Genomic DNA, 16622 nt, shown 5'->3' with positions numbered 1-16622 from the left:
GGTGCTCGGCGCCTCGTGTCCCGCGCTCCGCGCCTAGAGCCGTTCCCCCGACTCCTGATGTGCCAAGTCCTGTGCCTGCTCTACGTGTTCGACGACGGCCTCCGCCTCGTCCCGGGCCTCGTCCAGCAGCAGCGGAGGCACCGGGCCCGCGGCGAGACCGCGGCCCGGCTGCGGCGTGCCGTACTCCTCCCGGACGCGCTTCAGCCAGGTTCGGCGCACCCGGAGCACCCGGTAGCAGGGGGTGAGGTCCGTCCCGGTCCAGTTCAGACCCAGCCGGCTGGACGCGCTGAAGGCGGCCCGCCCCGCGAGGTCGACCAGTTGCAAAGGCCCCGGCCCGACCGCCCCAGCGAGCCTCAACTCGGCGCTGGCGCCCGCCCGTTCGGCGATGAGTACGGTGCCGGCGCGGGCGGCGATCACGTCGGAGACGACGAGCAGGTCCGGGTCCCAGTCACCCCGCCACAGCCGCCGCACCAGCGAACCGGCCAGCTCAGCGAGGTCCGCGAGGCCCGACTGGTCGAGACCGGTGTAGACGATCAGGGCGCTGCGCTCGTCCCGGAACTCCACCAGCGCGCCGGCCTCGGCCGCCGCCACCGACGAGAACCCCTGCGCAGCGACTCCCGCGGCCTTGAAACGTACGGCGACGGTGCCCCCGGCGTCGTACGTGATGTCCCCCGGAGCGCCCGCGGGTCCCGGCTTCGCCTCGATGCCCCGGTCCGCGAGACTGCCCGCGGCGACCGAGCCACCGCGGTGCAGCTTGCGCACCTCACCGACCTCGACGCGCTCCGTCAACGGCCACGCCAGCCACCAGCCCCGGTAGACGTCACTGAGCGCCTTCCGGTACGCCTCGAACGAACCCTTGGCCATGGCCGCTCCCCCTTGCCCCCGTGAGAACGCGGCAGCTCTTTTGGAGGCTAGCAGCGGTTCCGCTCCCCGGCCCCGGGCCGAACGGCCCCTGCTTTCGGGGCGGCCCGAACCCCTTACGAGAGGCCCGGCCGCCTCCGAACAGGGGCTCGCATCAGAGGTGCGACGGCTCCCCAGGAGCCTCGGGAGCTGCGGCTCGTACGGCGACGGCGGTACGCGGAGGGGACGGGACGGCGTAGCGGGATGCCGTTCCAGGGCCTGACCCAAACGACAGGCCCTAGGGCCTGTCTTCAAACTCCCGCCTGCCCGGCGACGCCTGGCACGCACGCTCCAGACGCCGCCGCGCCGCCCTCCGGGCGACGACGGGAGTTTGAAGACAGGCCCTAGCAGTCCGAGAGGGTGCCCCGCTTCTTGCCCGGCGTGCTTTCCGGGGTGCCTTCCGGGACGCCTTCCGCGCGGCGCGGCGACGGGGGAGTGGCCGAGCCGCCACCGGACCGGAGCGTCAGGGCCGCCGCGATCGCCGTCGCCACCGCCATCACGAGGAAGCCGGCGGAGAAGGTGGCCACTTGGGCGGCGAGGCCCAGCAGCAGCGAGCCGAGGCCGGTGCCCGCGTCGAAACCGATGTTCCAGGCGACGGAGGTGGTGTGTCGGTGTTCCGCGCCCGCACGGTTGAGCGCCTGCACGAGGGTGACGCTCTGCAGCCCTCCGTACGCCGCCCCCAGCAGCAGGAGTCCGGCCAGCAGGCCGGGGAGGACGGCGGGGCCGGAACGGACGGCCCAGGCGACGAGGCCGAGGCCGACGCAGGCCGCGAGCAGCAGGCCGAAGTTGAGCGGCCGGACACTGACCCTGTCCGCCAGGACGCCGCAGCCCCAGCGGGTCACCGCCGCGGTCGACGTGAAGGTGACCAGCGCCCCGACGGCCGCCCCCGGTGTGCCGGCGAACTGGGGCGTGAAGGTCAGGACCGCGCCCCCGGCCACGGTCACGAGCAGCAGCAGGACCACGGGCACCAGGATGCGCCGCAGCGTGGCGGCCGTGCCCGTGCGGGGCGCGGAAGGGCCGGGAGCGGGGGTGTCGGCGTGGGCGTCGAGGGCGCGTCCCAGGGCGGGGGTGAAGGGCAGGGCGAACACGGGAAGGATGCCGCACGCGAGGATCACGGGCAGGGCGAACGCCGCGACGAGGGCCGGCGCCGCAGGGGTCAGCACCACCTGGGGCAGCGCGATCGACAGGCCGTACACGCCGATGGCGGCGCCCTGGCGGCCGCGCGGGGCCAGGGCCGCCACGGCGGTGGCCCCGCACACGGTCATGATGCCGAAGCCCGCGCCGCGCAGCGCCGTGGTGGCAAGGATCGGCCACAGGTTGTCGCTGAGGGCCTGCAGAGGCGCGGGCAGACCGAGCAGCAGCGCGCCGAGGGCGAACGTACGCGCCCACCCCAGCTTGCGGAGCGTGGCTTTGACGCACAGCTGGGACGCGACCGTCATGGCCATCAGGACGGCCGTGACGAGCCCGGCGCCGAACGCGTCGGCGCCTCCGTCCAGGGCCCACTGAGGGGATACCGGCAGCAGCAGCGCGAACCCCGAGAAGCAGCAGAGCACCACCGTCATCAGGTGCGGGACGCCGGGCGACCGTATGACGGAGGGTCTCGTTCCTTCAGCCATGCAACTCAGTCCTCTTTTCCGTCGGGTGTGGCAGGACGAGGACGAGCGTAGTTCTGCCGGGACGACACGGCCGTGCATCACAAGGCAGAACACATTCCTAACACGAGGGGTGTTGTGTTTGAGGGGTCCGCTGTTAGCTTGTCGGGCGACGGCAGGAAGGAAACGCTGTGGCCTCCGACGAACTCCCCAATGGGTCAGCCGAGTTGCTGAACCCGCAGGCGCGCCAGGAGCGCATCCGTGACCGGGTGCTCGAACTGGGCTCGGCCCGGATCGAGGACCTGGCGCGCGAGCTGGGGGTCAGCGTGATGACGATCCACCGCGACCTCGACCGGCTCGCCGACGAGGGGTGGCTCCGCAAGACGCGCGGGGCGGCCACGGCCCAGCAGTCCGTGCTGTTCGAGAGCAACGTCCGCTACCGGACGACGCAGCAGGGTGACGCCAAGAAGGCACTGGCCACCGCCGCCCTGGAGCACATCGACCGCGGTCAGGCGATCCTGCTGGACGACAGCACCACGTCCCTCGCCCTGGCTCGCGCGCTGCCCGAGAGCGGACCGCTCACCGTCATCACCAACTTCCTCGCCATCGTCAACGCACTGGCGGGACGGCCCGGCATCGAGCTGATCTCGCTCGGCGGCAGCTACGACCCGCACTACGACGCCTTCCAGGGCATGGCGACCTGCGACCACATCACACCGCTGCGCGCCGACACCGTGTTCGTCTCGACCTCGGCGGTCGCGGACGGCCACTGCTACCACCAGTCGCAGGAGGCGATCCTGGTCAAGCGCGCCCTCCTGGAGGCCGCCCAGCGCCGGATCCTGCTCGTCGACCACACCAAGTTCCGCAAACGGGCCCTGCACCGGGTCGCCCCGCTCTGCGACTTCGACCTCGTGATCGTCGACGACCGCATCTCCCAGGCCGAGTTGGAGGCGCTGCGCGAGGACGGCGTCACCGTGCAGGTCGCCGCCCTCAGCCCCGGAGCGCCCGGGTCCTGATCCACCCCGAACCACCGTGATCCCACCGGATCCACCCCCACGGATCCGTGTCCACCAGTTGCGCAAGAGCCGACTGCCAATGGAGGTAGTAGTGATCAGTGTGCCGAAGCGAATGCAGGCCGTGGTCGTCCACGGGCCCGAGGACTATCGCCTCGAAGAGGTCGATGTCCCCACGCCGGGGCCCGGCGAACTGCTGCTGCGGACCGAGGCGGTGGGAGTGTGCGCGAGCGACCTGAAGTGCTACCACGGCGCTCCCAAGTTCTGGGGCGACGAGAACCGCCCGGCCTGGGCGCAGCGCGGCATCATCCCCGGTCACGAGTTCGTCGGCGTGGTGGTGGCGGGTGACGACGCCGGTCTTGCGGCGCAGCAGGTGAGCGTCGGCGACCGCATCGCGTGCGAGCAGATCGTGCCGTGCGAGGAGTGCCGCTACTGTCGGCGCGGTCAGTACTGGATGTGCGGCCCGCACGACATGTTCGGCTTCCGCAACCACCACGGCGCCATGGCGCAGTACATGGTGGTTCCGCGGAAGGCCCGCGCCCACAAGGTCTCGCATGACCTCAAGCCGCACCACGCCGCGTACGCGGAGCCGCTCTCCTGCGCGCTGCACGCGGTGGAGCGCGCCGACATCCACTTCGAGGACGTCGTCGTGGTCGCCGGCTGCGGACCGATCGGCCTGGGCCTCATCGCGGGCGCCCGGCAGAAGAACCCGCTCAAGATCATCGCCCTCGACCTGGACGACAACAAGCTCGAATTGGGCCGCCGCACGGGCGCCGACGTCGTACTCAACCCCGCCAAGGAAGACGTCGTCGCACGCGTCAAGGAGATGACCGACGGCTACGGAGCCGACGTCTACCTGGAGGGCACCGGCGCCACACCCGCGGTCGCGCAGGGCCTCAACCTGCTGCGCAAGCTGGGGACGTACGTCGAGTACTCGGTCTTCGGCTCGGACGTCACGGTCGACTGGTCGATCATCTCCGACGACAAGGAACTCGACGTCCGCGGCGCCCACTTGGGCCCGCACTGCTGGCCCGCCGCGATCCGCCTCCTCGAAGAAGGCAAGGTGCCGGTCGAGGACATCTGCACCCACCAGTTCGGCCTGCGCGACTTCCAGAAGGCGCTCGACCTGGTCGCCGACACCTCCGGAGCCTCCGTGAAGGTGTCCATCCTGCCGAACGCCGAGGCCGACGCGGTGGTCGCGTGACCGCCGCCGCCACCGGGCCCACGAAGCCCCACGAGAGCCGGCTCGACCGCATGGGCATACCCCACCCGCTGCGCTGGGGCTTCGTCGCCGTCCTGGTCTTCATGACCGGCAACGGCACCGAGTCCAACTTCATCGCCCCGCACATCGAGAACGTCCTGGGCAGCACCACCGCGACGGCCAGCACCATCATCTCCATGTACGGCGTGTCCGTGCTGGTCGGCAGCTACCTCTCCGGAGCCCTCACCGACCTGTGGGGCCCACGCCGTGTCATGCTGCTCGGCACCGTCGTGTGGGTCGTCTTCGAAGCACTGTTCCTGGCGGGCCTCGCCGCGGGCAGCATGCCCATGGTCTTCCTCACCTACTTCCTGCGCGGCTTCGGCTACCCGCTGTTCGCCTTCGCCTTCCTGGTGTGGGTGAACCTCGTGTCGCCGAAGGAGCGCAACGGCGCCGCGGTCGGCTGGTTCTACGTCATGTTCACCGGCGGACTGCCCACGCTGGGCTCGCTGTTCGCACTCGGCATGATCCCGGCGTTCGGCGGCTCGACCGGCGGCGAGACCGGCGCCATGGCGGCTTCCACGGCGCTGGTGGTCATCGGTTTCCTGATCGCCCGGTTCGCCGTCAAGGAGCCGCACGGATCGCGGCGGGTGGCCCCGGACGACAAGACCTCTTTCGAAGTCCTGTCCGCCGGACTGCGCCTGACGGCACGTCAGCCCAAGGTCCTGATGGGCTTCCTCGTGCGGCTCATCAACACCGCGCCCCAGTACGGCATGTTCATCATCCTGCCCGGCGTGATCGCGGACGACCGGGGCTGGGGACAGAGCCGCTGGCTCACCATGACCGTCCTGGTCTACGCGACGAACATCCTCGTCAACGCCCTGTTCGGCGCCATCGGCGACCGCTGGGGCTGGCGCCGCACCGTGCAGTGGTTCGGAGTCTTCGGCTCCTCCGTCGGACTGCTCGCCTGGTGGTACGTACCGCAGCTGGTGCCCGCCGGGTCCACCTGGGGCTTCTGGGTGTCCGTCGTCGCGGGCTGCGTGTTCGGCTGCCTGCTCGCCGGATTCGTACCGATGGGCGCGATCATGCCGGCGCTCGTACCGGCCGAGTTCAAGGGCGCGGCCATGGCCATGTACACCACGGCGGCCGGTGGTGCCTCGTTCCTCGGCTCCGCGGTGGTCGCCGCCGTGCTGTCGTTGGGCCTCGGCAACGCCGGAGTGGTGTGGGCGTTCGTCGTCCTGTACGGCGCCGCCTTCGTGATGGTCTCGTTCCTCAACGTCCGCCAGAGCGAGCCGAGTTCGGAAGAGGAACAGGCGGCCGGGACCGTCATGGCCCGCTGACCCGACCACGTACGGACGCGACGCACCGTAGTCGCATTTGGAGGTTCCCTCGTGACCAGACTCTTCGACGACCCGGCGAACTTCGCCGAGGACCAACTGGCCGGCTTTCTCGACCTGTACGCGGACCGGTTGCGCGCAGTCCCCGGAGGCGTCGTCGCACACCGCGGCGAGCGGCCCCAGGTAGCGGTCGTCATCGGCGGCGGATCGGGCCACTACCCGGCCTTCTGCGGAACGGTCGGACCCGGCATGGCCGACGGCGCCGTGGTGGGCAACGTCTTCACCTCACCGTCGGCGCCCCAGGTCTACTCGGTCGCCAAGGCCGCCGACCAGGGCAGAGGGGTGATCCTCAGCTTCGGCAACTACGCCGGGGACGTGCTGAACTTCCGGATCGCCGCGGAACGGCTGAACGCCGAGGGCATCGACACCCGGATCGTGATCGTGACCGACGACGTGGCATCCGCCGAGGAAGAGGACAAGCGCCGGGGCATCGCGGGCGACTTCACGGTCTTCAAGGTCATGGGCGCCGCGGCAGCCGAGGGACTCGACCTCGACGAGGTGGAACGCCTCGGCCGGGCCGCCAACGCCGCGACCCGCAGCCTGGGTGTGGCCTTCTCCGGCTGCACACTGCCGGGCGCGGGAGAGCCGCTCTTCGAGGTCCCTGAGGGACACCTGGGCCTCGGCCTCGGCATCCACGGCGAACCGGGCATCGAGGACGTACCGATGCTGAAGGCCGACGAGTTGGCGGCACTCCTGGTGGAACGCATCCTCCAGGAGACACCTCCCACCGCGGGCCGCCGGGTGGGCGCGATCCTCAACGGCCTCGGCGCGACCAAGTACGAGGAACTCTTCCTGCTCTGGGGCCGGGTGTCCGCGCGACTGCGGGAGCGCGGGATCGAGATCGTCGACCCCGAGGTGGGTGAGCTGGTCACCAGCCTCGACATGGGCGGCTGCTCACTCACCCTGATGTGGCTCGACGAGGACCTGGAGCCACGCTGGCGCGCCGACGCCTACACCCCGGCGTACCGCAAGGCACGCGCACCGCTGTCCGGCCTGCGCGCCGCCGCCGCGAACGACGGCGCGGCGGCAGTCACCGACATCCCCCAAGCATCCCTGGCGGCACGCGAGTTGGCGGACCGGATCCGCACGGTCCTCGCGACCATCCACCGCACGATGGTGGACAACGAGGAGGAACTCGGCCGCATCGACGCGGTCGCCGGCGACGGCGACCACGGCCGCGGCATGGTCAGGGGCGCCCGCTTCGCCGCGGAGCGGGCCGAACAGGCGAGCCGCGAGGCCGGCGCCGGTTGGCTGCTGCGGCAGGCGGGCCAGTCCTGGGCCGAGTACGCGGGAGGCACCTCGGGTGTGCTCTGGGGCGCGGCACTGGAAGCGTTCGGACGCACGGTGGACGACTCCGCGGAGTCGTACGCGGCCGCCGACGTGGCCACGGGCGTCCGGGCATTCGCCGACGCCATCAGCGACCTGGGCCGGGCGACACCGGGCGACAAGACGATGCTGGACGCCCTGCTCCCGTTCGCCGACACACTGCAACGCGAGACGGACTCCGGCGCCGAACCGGCCGAGGCCTGGCGCTCGGCGGCCCAGGCGGCAACGGCCGCCGCCGAGGCGACGAAGGACCTGCGCCCCAAGGTGGGCCGGGCACGCCCGCTCGCGGAGCGCAGCCTGGGCACCCCCGACGCGGGCGCGACCTCGCTGGCCCTGATCGTGACAGCCCTGGCCGAGCCACCGCACACACAGGGACAGACGAACGAACAGAACCGACAAGGAGTGACAACGGCATGACGGACCGGCTGCGCCTGGTCGTCGGCTGCGACGACGCCGGCTTCGAGTACAAGGAACGCATCAAGGCCGACCTCCAGGCCGACGCGCGCGTCTCCGAGGTGCTCGACGTCGGCGTGGAGGCCGACGGCACGACCGCGTACCCGCACATCGGCGTGGCCGCGGCCCGCCTCGTCGCCGAGGACCGGGCCGACCGCGCCCTGCTCGTCTGCGGCACGGGCCTCGGCGTGGCGATCTCCGCGAACAAGGTGCCCGGCATCCGCGCGGTGACCGCCCACGACGGGTACTCCGTGGAACGCTCGGTGAAGAGCAACAACGCGCAGGTGCTGTGCATGGGCCAGCGCGTCGTCGGCCTGGAACTCGCCCGCAAACTCGCCTCCGAATGGCTCGACCACCGCTTCGACCCGGACAGCTCATCGGCGGAGAAGGTGGCGGCGTTGAGCCGGTATGAGACGGACCTTGGTGGGGTGGGTGTGGAGGGGGTGGGATTCACCGAGTGCTGAAGGCGCCGCGGGCTATGACGCGGCCCCGGACAACGTCTCCAGTGAGCGCCCCTTCGTCGCGGTCGACAGCGTGAGCGTGAGGACGCAGCCCGCGGCGAGGACGGCGCAGATGAGGCTGAAGACGCCGGTGAAGCGCAGGGAGGCGTACATCGTGCCGATGAGCATGGGGGCGACGATGCCGCCGATCCGGCTGAAGGCGTCCGACGTGGCTGCCGCCATGGAGCGCAGCCGCGTCGGGTAGACCTCCGGAAGGTACGTGTACAGCGGTGCGTAGAGGCCGTTCAGGAAGAAGCCGAGGAACAGGCTGAGGACGAGGACCGACAGGTCGGTCGCGGCCTGCGAGACGAGGAAGGCGCAGACCGTCGACGCGGCGAGGCAGGTCACGATCGACCACTTGCGGTCCGTCCGGTCGGCGAGCCAGGCGGCAGGGTAGTAGCCCAGCACCTGGGCGACCTCGACCAGCAGTGTGTAGCTGAAGCTGTCGGTGATGCTCATGCCCCGGTCGAGCAGCATGCTGGGCAGGAACGTCAGGAACCCGTAGTAGGCGAAGCTCGCGACGAAGAACATGCTCCACACCACGATGGTCTGCCGCAGATACGGTCCGCGCCACAGGCCCGCGAACTGCGCGGCCGCGCCGAGATCTTCGTCGCGCGCCCCCGTCCCGGGCGGCTCGGGAGCGGGGAGGGGCTCGCCGGTACGCGCGCGTACCGACTCCTCCAGTCCGGCGACCACCGCCTCGGCCTCGTCGTCGCGCCCCTTCAGCAGCAAATAGCGCGGCGACTCCGGCAGATTGCGCCGCCACCACAGGGCGAGGACCACCGGCAGGCCTACGAGGACCAGGCCCCAGCGCCACCCGTGGTCGACCCGCGCCACGACGAAGGTGCCCACCAGCGCGGCCAGCACGTACCCCAGGCCGAAGAATCCGGCGAGGGAACCGACGTAGGTGGCACGCTTCTCGCGCGGCGCGAACTCGGCCAGGTACGGGATCACGATGTTGACGTTGACCCCCACACCCACACCCGCGAGGAAGCGCAGGGCCAGGAGGAACCCGTAGTCGGGGGCGGCGGCCGACAGCAGTGTGCAGCCGCTGTACAGGACCAGGGACCACAGGAGCAGTGGCTTACGGCCCACCCGGTTGCCCAGGAGCGCGAGCGACAGGTCGCCGACGAGCGCGCCGGCGAGCGTCGCGCTCGCGATCATGCCCTGCTCGGTGCCGGTGAGCGCGAACGCCGTGGTGATCAGCGGGAGCAGGAAGGACATGATGCCCAGGTCGAGCCCGTCCAGGGTGGTGCTCAGGCCGCCCTGTGTGAGGATGCGCCCCTGCACCCATGTCATGGGGAGCCGGTCGATGCGGGCGGTCAGCCGGGCGGCGCGTTCGTCCCGGCCGTCCGGGGGCGGCGCCGCTCCGGTCGGGTCCGGGGCCGGATCCCGCGCCGGTTTGCGTGGCATGTTCGCTGTCTGCTCAGATGTCATGGCCCGTCGGCCTTTCGCTCGGAGGGCGGCCCGTCCATTGCCGTGGAGCAAGGGCCGCCCGTGGTGGGCGGGTTGTGGGTCGGGCGGACCGTTGCGGCGGGCCGCCCGACCACGTGGCTCAGCTGCCGTCGCCGCCCTCGAAGACGGCGGCGTAGAGGCGCAGCCAGTTGCCTCCGACCACCGCGTGTGCCTCGTCGGGTGTGAAGCCGAACCCGACGAGCCGGTCGGCTACCTCAGCGAGTCCGGAGGCGTCGGCCAGCCACTCGCCTGAGCCCGAGCCCGAGTTGGTGTCGGAACCGGAGGCTGGAGACGTGCCGAGGTCCGCGCCGCGCTGTTCGCCGCGTGTCCAGCGCCCCTTGCGCATCCACGTGAACTCCGCCGCCCCCGCCTTCGGGCTCAGGTCCGTGCCGATGGCGACGTGCCGCACACCGACCAGGTCGACCGTGCGGGCCACCATCGAGCACCAGTCGTCCAGACTGCGCGCGTAGTGCCCACAGATGGAGCGGTACGTCGCGAGACCCACGACACCGTCCCGTGCGGCGAGTGCCTTCAGCGTGGTGTCATCGGCGTTGCGCGGATGGTCGTACAGGGAACGGGGGTTGGCATGGGTGAGGGCCACCGGGAGCGCGGAGTGCTCGATGGCGTCGCGCCGGGTGCGCTCGCCCGAGTGCGAGAGGTCGACCAGCATCCCGACCGCGTTCATCTCCCGCACCACCTCCCGGCCGAAGCGGGTCAGCCCCGGGTCCGACTCCTCGTAACAGGAGCCCCCGAACTCGGTGTTGTTGTTGTACGTCAGCTGCATCACGCGCAGCCCCATGTCATGGAAGAGCCGGACGAATCCGAGCCGGCCCTGGAGCGGGCTGGCGTTCTGCGCACCCAGGAGGATGGCGGTGCGGTCCTGTTCCTTGGCCCGTTCGACGTCGGCGGCGGTACGGGCGGGCATGACCAGGTCGGAGTTGGCGGCGAGGAGGTCGTTCCAGGCGGCCAGCGCGTCCATGGTCTCGATCGCGTCCTCCCAGAACGCCACCGTGGCCGTCGCGCAGGTGACGCCGCCCGCACGCAGTTGGAGGAAGGTGTCGCGGTCGTAGGGGCCGCATTGCAGACCGTCGATGACGAGTGGTGTGTCCAGGGCAGGTGCGGTGGCGGTGGTGGTCACGAGGCGACCTCCACCGGCTCGTCCTCGCCGACCTCCGCGAGGATCTCGCCGCCGGGGCCGAAGAGGGAGTCACCGGCGTGTGTGCGGGACAGCGCGCTGTCCGGGGTCAGCGCCGCCTCGGCCTCGGCGACGAAGCGCCGCCACAGCGCGCCCGCGACCGGCACCCCGTATGTCAGGGCGCGCAGCTCGGCGGCGTCCGGCCCCGGATGCGGGCCGTCGGGGGCGATACTCGCGGTGACCGTGGATCCGGTGAGGGCCAGTTCCACGCCGTGACGGCGGGCCAGTGGTGGCAGGGCGCGGACGGCCCAGTCGTCGCCGGGAGCGGTGAAGGAGCCGGAGCCGTCGGTGTGGGCGGCGGCCACGGCGAGGTCGAGGAGGTCGGCGGCCGTGGCGAGCGCTGGCTGCGCGTCCGGGGAGGGGAACTCGGCTGTGGTGCCGTGCAGTTGGGGCCGCAGGTGCCGGGCTCGCAGGGCGGGCAGCGCCTCCAGCAGGCGGGCCAGGCCGTCGAGTCCGTGTGTCTCGGCGCCGACGACGATGTCCCGGGTCGCCGCCACGGAACCGAAGGGGACCGTGGTGGTCAGGAGCACTCGGCCGGTCATCAGGCGCAGCTCGCGGACCGACACACGCAGGTCGGCAGGGGCGTGCTGGGCAGGGGTGGGAGTCACGCGTTCTCCTCGATGCGGGTGGGGGCGGCGGCCGGTCGCGCGGGCCGCGTCCAGTCGTCCCGGTCGTTCAGATGGACGGCGTGGCGCGTGGGCGCGCCGTGGAAGAGCAGGCCGAGGACGTTGCGCCCCGCCGAGTCGGCGGTCTTGTCCAGGCCGTGGACCGCCGAGTTGAGGAACCGTACGAGGTACGCGGGCACGAACGCGTCGTCGGCGATGTTCATGTGCGGGCTGTGCAGGTCGAGTTCGGCGAGGCCCTGCACCCGGGCCACCGTGTCCCGGTGCTCGGGGTGGCGCACGCAGAACGCTCCCGTGGTCTCGCGCGGATCGGCCGCCTTCAGATCCGCGTACAGGGCCTGCACGGAACGCGGCACGTTGAGCTGCCAGTCGAGGCCTTCGGCGACCTCCTCGCGCGGCCCGCGCCGGGGCTCCTCGGCGGCACGGGACTTGTACCAGATGTGGCGCAGCGCGCCGGGCTCGGTCAGGTCCAGGTCGAGCGCCCAGCGGTAGGCGGTGCCGAGGTGTTCCAGGAGGGATCCGGTCGTCTGCTGAGGCGTGGCGGTGAGTGTCTCGTCCACCCGCTGCCGCTCGACCAGTGGGTCCGTGAGGTCCGGCACGCTGTCGATGAGCACACCGGCGAGGGTCTCGACGGCCCGCTCGTCCAGCTCCGCGTTCCACCGTGCCCACAGGCGCGGGAGCGCGTCGTCGTCGGCCGGCCGCTCCAGGGCGCCGAGGAGGGCGAGCGCCCGGTGCAGGGAGTGGGCGAGTGCGGACGGCTGCTCGAACTGGTCGTGGACGGTGGGGTCTTGGTCGTGGAAGCGCGCGGTGCGCTCGATCAGCTGCCGGATCGCGGTGAGGTGCGGGACGCCGCGCCGTGCGTCCAGGGCCTGCGCGAGGGCCTGTTCGCGCAGGCTGAGCCAGCGGTCGACGAGCCGGGGGTGGTTGTTGGCGAAGAAGACGAGGCCGAGCGCGGAGGCGTTGCCGAGCCCCAGGCGGCGCCGCAGTTCCGGGTTGAGCGCGGGGGCCTCGGGGGTGCGGTGCCGGGCCAGGTGCTCGGCGAGGTCCGCGGCGAACTCGCGCATCAGGTAGGCGGCGAGCATCTGGGCGTGCAGTGGTGCGGCCAGAGGGTGGTTGTCGGGCAGCGCCGCGAAGGAACGGGTGCCGAAGGTGCCGTTCCCGTCCAGGCCGGTGTTGCGCATCAAGTAGCCGACGTCCCACAGGCGTTGGGCATCCGGCTGTCGTCCGTCCGCGAGGCTGGAGACGACGTGCTCGAACAGTCGCAGGCTGCGGTTGGAGCGGCACCACACCAAGGTGTGCGCGGTGGCGCGGCCCCCGTACAGCTTCGGCATCTCCCTTTCGGTGTGCGCGAGTTCGCCCTCGTCGGCGGTGCCGTCGAAGAGCGCACCCGTCATGTCCCAGTCGGTGCCGACGATGCGGCTGGTACGCCCTTCGAGGCGCGGCCGGAAGGAGAACGCGACGAAGTCGAGGGGTCCGCCCGGCGTCCAGACGCGGTAGCGGGCGCGGCCGCGGGCCTCCTCGTCGATGGCGAACTCGAGCCGCTCGACCCGCCATTCCTGCGCCACCATGCGGTTGACCAGTGCCCGGCTCGCGCTGAGCCGGGTGGGCGGGATCTGGGCGAGGCGCTCGGGCCGCAGGAGCCGGTCCGGGGTGCGCCCGGCGGGTTCGACGACGGAAAGGGGCACGTTCATACGCAGTCCTGATCGTGTGTGGGTGGTACGTCGGCGGGCCCGGGGAAGCGGGCCTGCCGGGACGGGGGTGTGAAGGCCGGGGGTGTGGTGTGTCAGCCGCGCAGGCCGAGAGCTCCGGCGGTGTCGAGCAGGAGCAGCTGCTCGATCTCGTGGGCGGCCGGTCGCAGTACGCCGAGTGCGTCGGCCGTCGTGATGCGCTCGCGTGGCCCGTGCACGCTGAGGGCCGCGACGGCCTCGTGGCCGTGTCGGCACAGCGGGACGGCGAGCGCGGTGATGCCGTCCTCGTCGTCGTCGGTGGACGTCGCCCACCGGGTGCCGTTGATGACGGCGAGCTCGTCGGCGTCGGGCAGTGCGACGCCTCGGTCCCGCAGTGGGCCCGTGATGTCCTGCGCGCACAGCGCCGCGAGCAGGCGTCCCGAGGCGCTGGAGGTCAGGCTGAGCCGGTCGCCGAGGAGCAGTGTGGCGTGCAGGGAGCGGCCCGGATCGGCGCGCTGGACGACTCGCGCCGTGTCCGTGTCGAGCACGGCGATGCTGATGACCTCGCCCGCCTGCCGTGCGGCGCGCTCCAGTAGCGGGGCCGTGCGCTCACCGATGCCGGCCTGGCGCAGGGCGGCGTGCCCCAGGTGGGCCGGGCGCAGTGTCAACCGGTAGGCGCCGTCCGGGAGTTGTTCCATCCAGCCGGCCGCCTCCAGGGTGACCAGCTGGCGGTGTGTCTCGGCCCGCGATGTGCCCATGGCCCGGGCGAGGGACGAGACCCGGACGGGTTCCGTCGCGTCGGCCAGGTAGTCGAGCAGGGCCAGGGCCTTCACGACCGTGGTCAGGGGAGGCGTTGCGGGCCGTGGCGGCCCCGGCGTCGCGGCGCTTGTCACAGTATTCATGACACCGTCTTTCTTTGAGAGACGGCGGGACTGTAGGGAGCGGCTGGGGGTTGCGCAAGGGGCTGGGCGTTAATTCCCGGTCGGCCGGGGTGCTTGCCCCGTACATTGCGACCGCATTAGGTTAGCCTTACCTAATATTTACTCACCGGATCGGCAGAGAGACCGCCCCCATGTCTACGCTCAACAGACGTGCCCACCGCGCCTCGGCGGGCACCGTCGCCCTTGTGGCCTGCACCGCGTTCACCCTGACGGAACCCGCCGCCGCGGCCGGATCGACGCTCATGTCCGCGCCGCTCGCCCCCGGCCTCTACCAGTCCGCGTACTCCGAGAGGAACGACGCACTCTGGGCGACCAGTTCGGTGGGGCAGCCGCCTGCGCCCGTCACGCGCTCGCAGCTGGTGCGGCTCGACCCCGACACACTTGAGGTGGAGGCGGCGTACCCGACGCCCCTCGACGACAGTGACGGCACCGTCGAAGCCGCCTACGGCATCGACGTGGACGACGAGCACGACACGGTGTGGGTCACGAACACACGCAACGACAGCATCGCGGTGTACAGCCAGAGGACCGGCCGCCACCTCGCGACCGTGCCCGGCGTCGCGCACGCCCGCGAGATCGTCGTCGACGAGAAGCGCGACACCGTCTGGACCACGGCCTTCGGCACCGGCTCGGTCGTCGCCTTCAACACCCGTACGTACGAGGAGATCCGGCGCGTCACCGTCGAGGGATCGGGCCCGACGGGCCTCGCCGTGAACGAACGCACCGGAGCGGTCCACGCAGCCGACTTCACGCACGACCGCATCATCCAGATCGCCCCCGGCTCCTCCGAACCGCGCCTCCTCCCCACGGGCGACGGCCCCCTGTCCATAGCCCTGTCCGCGAACGGCCGCACCGCCTACACCGCCGACCAGGGCGCGGGAGGTGTGTCCGTCGTGGATCTGCGCAAGGGCACGGTCGTCAGGTCGACAGCCACCGGTCAGGGCGCCAAGTCCCTGACCGCCGTGGGGCGTTCGGCGCGCGTCCTGGTCGTCAACCGGCTCGCCGGCAGTGTGTCGGTCGTCGACACACGTTCAGGGGAAGTCAAGGAGACGATCGGCACCAACGCGCTCCCCAACCATGTGCACATGAGTGACGCGAGCACCGCCTACGTCCTGGACAAGTCGGCCGCCGGGCCGGGCGGCGAGGACCATGTCACCCGGATCGACGTGGCCCGCTGACCCGGGTCAGCTCTCGTCGGACTCGATGCGGTCGACCGCGTCCTTGGCCTCCTTGAGGCCCACCCCGGTCATCTCGCGGTACGTCTTGATGGCCTCGATCTTCTTGCCGTCCCGCACCAGGGCCCGTACGCCGTCGAGACCGAGGCCGAGTGAGTCGGTCTCGATGCCCAGGTGCTCGACGACGAGGTCCAGCTTCCGCTCGACGCGGGCGGCCCTGCGGTCGGCGCGGTCGACCTTGCGCTCGATGCTCCAGGCCGCGATGAGCACAGCGACCAGGAGGAGAAGTATTGCTGCGACGTCCATGGGCGGTGATCCTAGGCGACGCGGGCGCGGAAGCTGAGGAAGCAAGGGTGCTGTGGGCCGCACGCGCCTCGTCCGGGGCCGCCTCGCTGTGTGAGAACTGGTATATGTGGGGCCCATGATGTCGGGTAGAGTCACCGCGCCGTGTCCGAGCGTGACGCGGTGGGTCCGGTGTGCGCCCGTTCGGCGCGGACCCAAGATGAGTCCAGGGGGACCTTCTCGATGCGTGTGCGTACATTCCTGCCTGCCGTTGCCGCCTTCGTAGCCTGCAGCGCACTTCTCACCGCGTGCGGAGGCGACTCCGACAACGATTCCGGCGCCGCGTCCGACCCCACGCCGACCCGTTCCGCGACCGCCTCGGCGGATGCCGCCTCGCCCTCGGCAGCCGCCGAAGCCGCGGAAGGTTCCGAAGGCGCCGCCGCCGGCACCCCGCAGGCGGTGAACAAGTCCTTCGAGGACGACGTCATGGGGCACAAGGCCACCGTGCTCAAGTACGTACCCGACTACGAGCCTTCGGCTGCCGCGAAGTCCAAGTTCTCGGCGCTCGAGAACCAGAAGGTGGTCCTGGTCAATGTGAAGGTGACCGCGAGCGCGAAGTACTACACCAGCTTCGGGGCGACCAGCTTCCGCCTGACGGGCATGTCCAATGGCATCGACCAGGCCAGCACTACCATCCTGGACGACGAGGTCAAGGCGGCCGGGTACGAGCCGCTCGAGGACGCCAAGACGGGCAAGAGCAGCACCGGTTGGATCGTGTTCACGCCGGCCAAGGACACGCAGAAGCTCGTGCTGCGCTACAAGCGGCTCGCCGCCAAGACCTCCGACGGCAAGGCCATCACGGCGAAGACGTTCGACACCCCGCTGAACTGAACTCCGCTGAACTG

At 71.2% G+C, this 16622-nt stretch carries 15 protein-coding genes; 7 read left to right on the top strand and 8 right to left on the bottom strand.

What is annotated here, in order from left to right:
- Positions 1-33 precede the first annotated feature (33 nt).
- Both ACFYWS_RS03250 and ACFYWS_RS03245 read right to left on the bottom strand, forming a co-directional pair.
- Positions 34-864, bottom strand: a complete 831-nt coding sequence (locus ACFYWS_RS03250) for a hypothetical protein (RefSeq protein ID WP_389268939.1) — start codon at positions 862-864, stop codon at positions 34-36.
- A gap of 380 nt (positions 865-1244) precedes the next feature.
- Complete coding sequence (locus ACFYWS_RS03245) at positions 1245-2516, bottom strand: MFS transporter (protein WP_389268937.1); 1272 nt, start codon at positions 2514-2516, stop codon at positions 1245-1247.
- Between the two features lie 167 nt (positions 2517-2683).
- Between ACFYWS_RS03245 and ACFYWS_RS03240 the strand changes: the two genes are divergently transcribed.
- From ACFYWS_RS03240 to ACFYWS_RS03220, 5 genes are all read left to right on the top strand, one after another.
- Complete coding sequence (locus ACFYWS_RS03240; RefSeq protein ID WP_389268935.1) at positions 2684-3508, top strand: DeoR/GlpR family DNA-binding transcription regulator; 825 nt, start codon at positions 2684-2686, stop codon at positions 3506-3508.
- A 91-nt stretch (positions 3509-3599) separates the two neighbouring features.
- Positions 3600-4709, top strand: a complete 1110-nt coding sequence (locus tag ACFYWS_RS03235) for an alcohol dehydrogenase catalytic domain-containing protein (protein ID WP_389268933.1) — start codon at positions 3600-3602, stop codon at positions 4707-4709.
- A complete protein-coding gene (locus tag ACFYWS_RS03230; protein WP_389268931.1) occupies positions 4706-6043 on the top strand; it encodes an MFS transporter in 1338 nt (445 codons plus the stop codon). Before ACFYWS_RS03235 ends, ACFYWS_RS03230 begins: the two co-directional genes overlap by 4 nt.
- A gap of 51 nt (positions 6044-6094) precedes the next feature.
- Complete coding sequence (locus ACFYWS_RS03225; protein ID WP_389268929.1) at positions 6095-7843, top strand: dihydroxyacetone kinase family protein; 1749 nt, start codon at positions 6095-6097, stop codon at positions 7841-7843.
- The gene (locus ACFYWS_RS03220) at positions 7840-8343 is read left to right on the top strand and encodes a ribose-5-phosphate isomerase (RefSeq protein ID WP_389268927.1); all 504 of its coding nucleotides are present in this window, start codon (positions 7840-7842) and stop codon (positions 8341-8343) included. The genes ACFYWS_RS03225 and ACFYWS_RS03220 overlap by 4 nt, the downstream gene beginning before the upstream one ends.
- 12 nt (positions 8344-8355) lie before the next feature.
- Here ACFYWS_RS03220 and ACFYWS_RS03215 read toward each other — a convergent pair whose 3' ends face one another.
- The 5 genes from ACFYWS_RS03215 to ACFYWS_RS03195 all read right to left on the bottom strand — a co-directional run bounded on the left by ACFYWS_RS03215 (position 8356) and on the right by ACFYWS_RS03195 (position 14221).
- Complete coding sequence (locus tag ACFYWS_RS03215; protein ID WP_389268925.1) at positions 8356-9792, bottom strand: MFS transporter; 1437 nt, start codon at positions 9790-9792, stop codon at positions 8356-8358.
- 142 nt (positions 9793-9934) lie between these two features.
- Complete coding sequence (locus ACFYWS_RS03210) at positions 9935-10972, bottom strand: dipeptidase (RefSeq protein ID WP_389268923.1); 1038 nt, start codon at positions 10970-10972, stop codon at positions 9935-9937.
- Positions 10969-11637 carry a hypothetical protein gene (locus ACFYWS_RS03205; protein ID WP_389268921.1) on the bottom strand — a complete coding sequence of 223 codons (669 nt, stop codon included), beginning with the start codon at positions 11635-11637 and terminating at the stop codon, positions 10969-10971. Before ACFYWS_RS03205 ends, ACFYWS_RS03210 begins: the two co-directional genes overlap by 4 nt.
- Entirely contained in the window at positions 11634-13343 is a 1710-nt protein-coding gene (locus ACFYWS_RS03200) for a hypothetical protein (protein ID WP_389268919.1), read from the bottom strand. Before ACFYWS_RS03200 ends, ACFYWS_RS03205 begins: the two co-directional genes overlap by 4 nt.
- A 92-nt stretch (positions 13344-13435) precedes the next feature.
- Positions 13436-14221: an IclR family transcriptional regulator gene (locus tag ACFYWS_RS03195; protein WP_389268917.1), complete on the bottom strand. Its 786-nt coding sequence runs from the start codon at positions 14219-14221 to the stop codon at positions 13436-13438.
- Positions 14222-14391: 170 nt separating this feature from the next.
- Here ACFYWS_RS03195 and ACFYWS_RS03190 point away from each other — a divergent pair, with 170 nt between their 5' ends.
- Positions 14392-15438, top strand: coding sequence for a YncE family protein (locus ACFYWS_RS03190; RefSeq protein ID WP_389268915.1), 1047 nt, complete (start codon positions 14392-14394; stop codon positions 15436-15438).
- Between the two features lie 6 nt (positions 15439-15444).
- On the opposite strand, the gene ACFYWS_RS03185 is transcribed toward ACFYWS_RS03190, so the two are convergent.
- Complete coding sequence (locus ACFYWS_RS03185; protein WP_389268913.1) at positions 15445-15741, bottom strand: ribosomal protein L7/L12; 297 nt, start codon at positions 15739-15741, stop codon at positions 15445-15447.
- Between the two features lie 219 nt (positions 15742-15960).
- Here ACFYWS_RS03185 and ACFYWS_RS03180 point away from each other — a divergent pair, with 219 nt between their 5' ends.
- Positions 15961-16608 carry a hypothetical protein gene (locus tag ACFYWS_RS03180; RefSeq protein WP_389268911.1) on the top strand — a complete coding sequence of 216 codons (648 nt, stop codon included), beginning with the start codon at positions 15961-15963 and terminating at the stop codon, positions 16606-16608.
- Positions 16609-16622 lie beyond the last annotated feature (14 nt).

Source organism: Streptomyces sp. NPDC002795 (assembly GCF_042888725.1).
Classification (GTDB): domain Bacteria; phylum Actinomycetota; class Actinomycetes; order Streptomycetales; family Streptomycetaceae; genus Streptomyces.
This window is presented reverse-complemented; position numbering and strand designations above follow the sequence as displayed.

What these genes read in the sequence shown, in the direction of transcription:
- ACFYWS_RS03220 (WP_389268927.1), top strand. Translation starts at nt 7,840, where the DNA reads ATGACGGACCGGCTGCGCCTGGTCGTCGGCTGCGACGACGCCGGCTTC.
- ACFYWS_RS03190 (WP_389268915.1), top strand. Translation starts at nt 14,392, where the DNA reads ATGTCTACGCTCAACAGACGTGCCCACCGCGCCTCGGCGGGCACCGTC.
- ACFYWS_RS03195 (WP_389268917.1), bottom strand. Translation starts at nt 14,221, where the DNA reads ATGAATACTGTGACAAGCGCCGCGACGCCGGGGCCGCCACGGCCCGCA.
- ACFYWS_RS03215 (WP_389268925.1), bottom strand. Translation starts at nt 9,792, where the DNA reads ATGCCACGCAAACCGGCGCGGGATCCGGCCCCGGACCCGACCGGAGCG.
- ACFYWS_RS03180 (WP_389268911.1), top strand. Translation starts at nt 15,961, where the DNA reads ATGCGTGTGCGTACATTCCTGCCTGCCGTTGCCGCCTTCGTAGCCTGC.
- ACFYWS_RS03250 (WP_389268939.1), bottom strand. Translation starts at nt 864, where the DNA reads ATGGCCAAGGGTTCGTTCGAGGCGTACCGGAAGGCGCTCAGTGACGTC.
- ACFYWS_RS03185 (WP_389268913.1), bottom strand. Translation starts at nt 15,741, where the DNA reads ATGGACGTCGCAGCAATACTTCTCCTCCTGGTCGCTGTGCTCATCGCG.
- ACFYWS_RS03245 (WP_389268937.1), bottom strand. Translation starts at nt 2,516, where the DNA reads ATGGCTGAAGGAACGAGACCCTCCGTCATACGGTCGCCCGGCGTCCCG.
- ACFYWS_RS03200 (WP_389268919.1), bottom strand. Translation starts at nt 13,343, where the DNA reads ATGAACGTGCCCCTTTCCGTCGTCGAACCCGCCGGGCGCACCCCGGAC.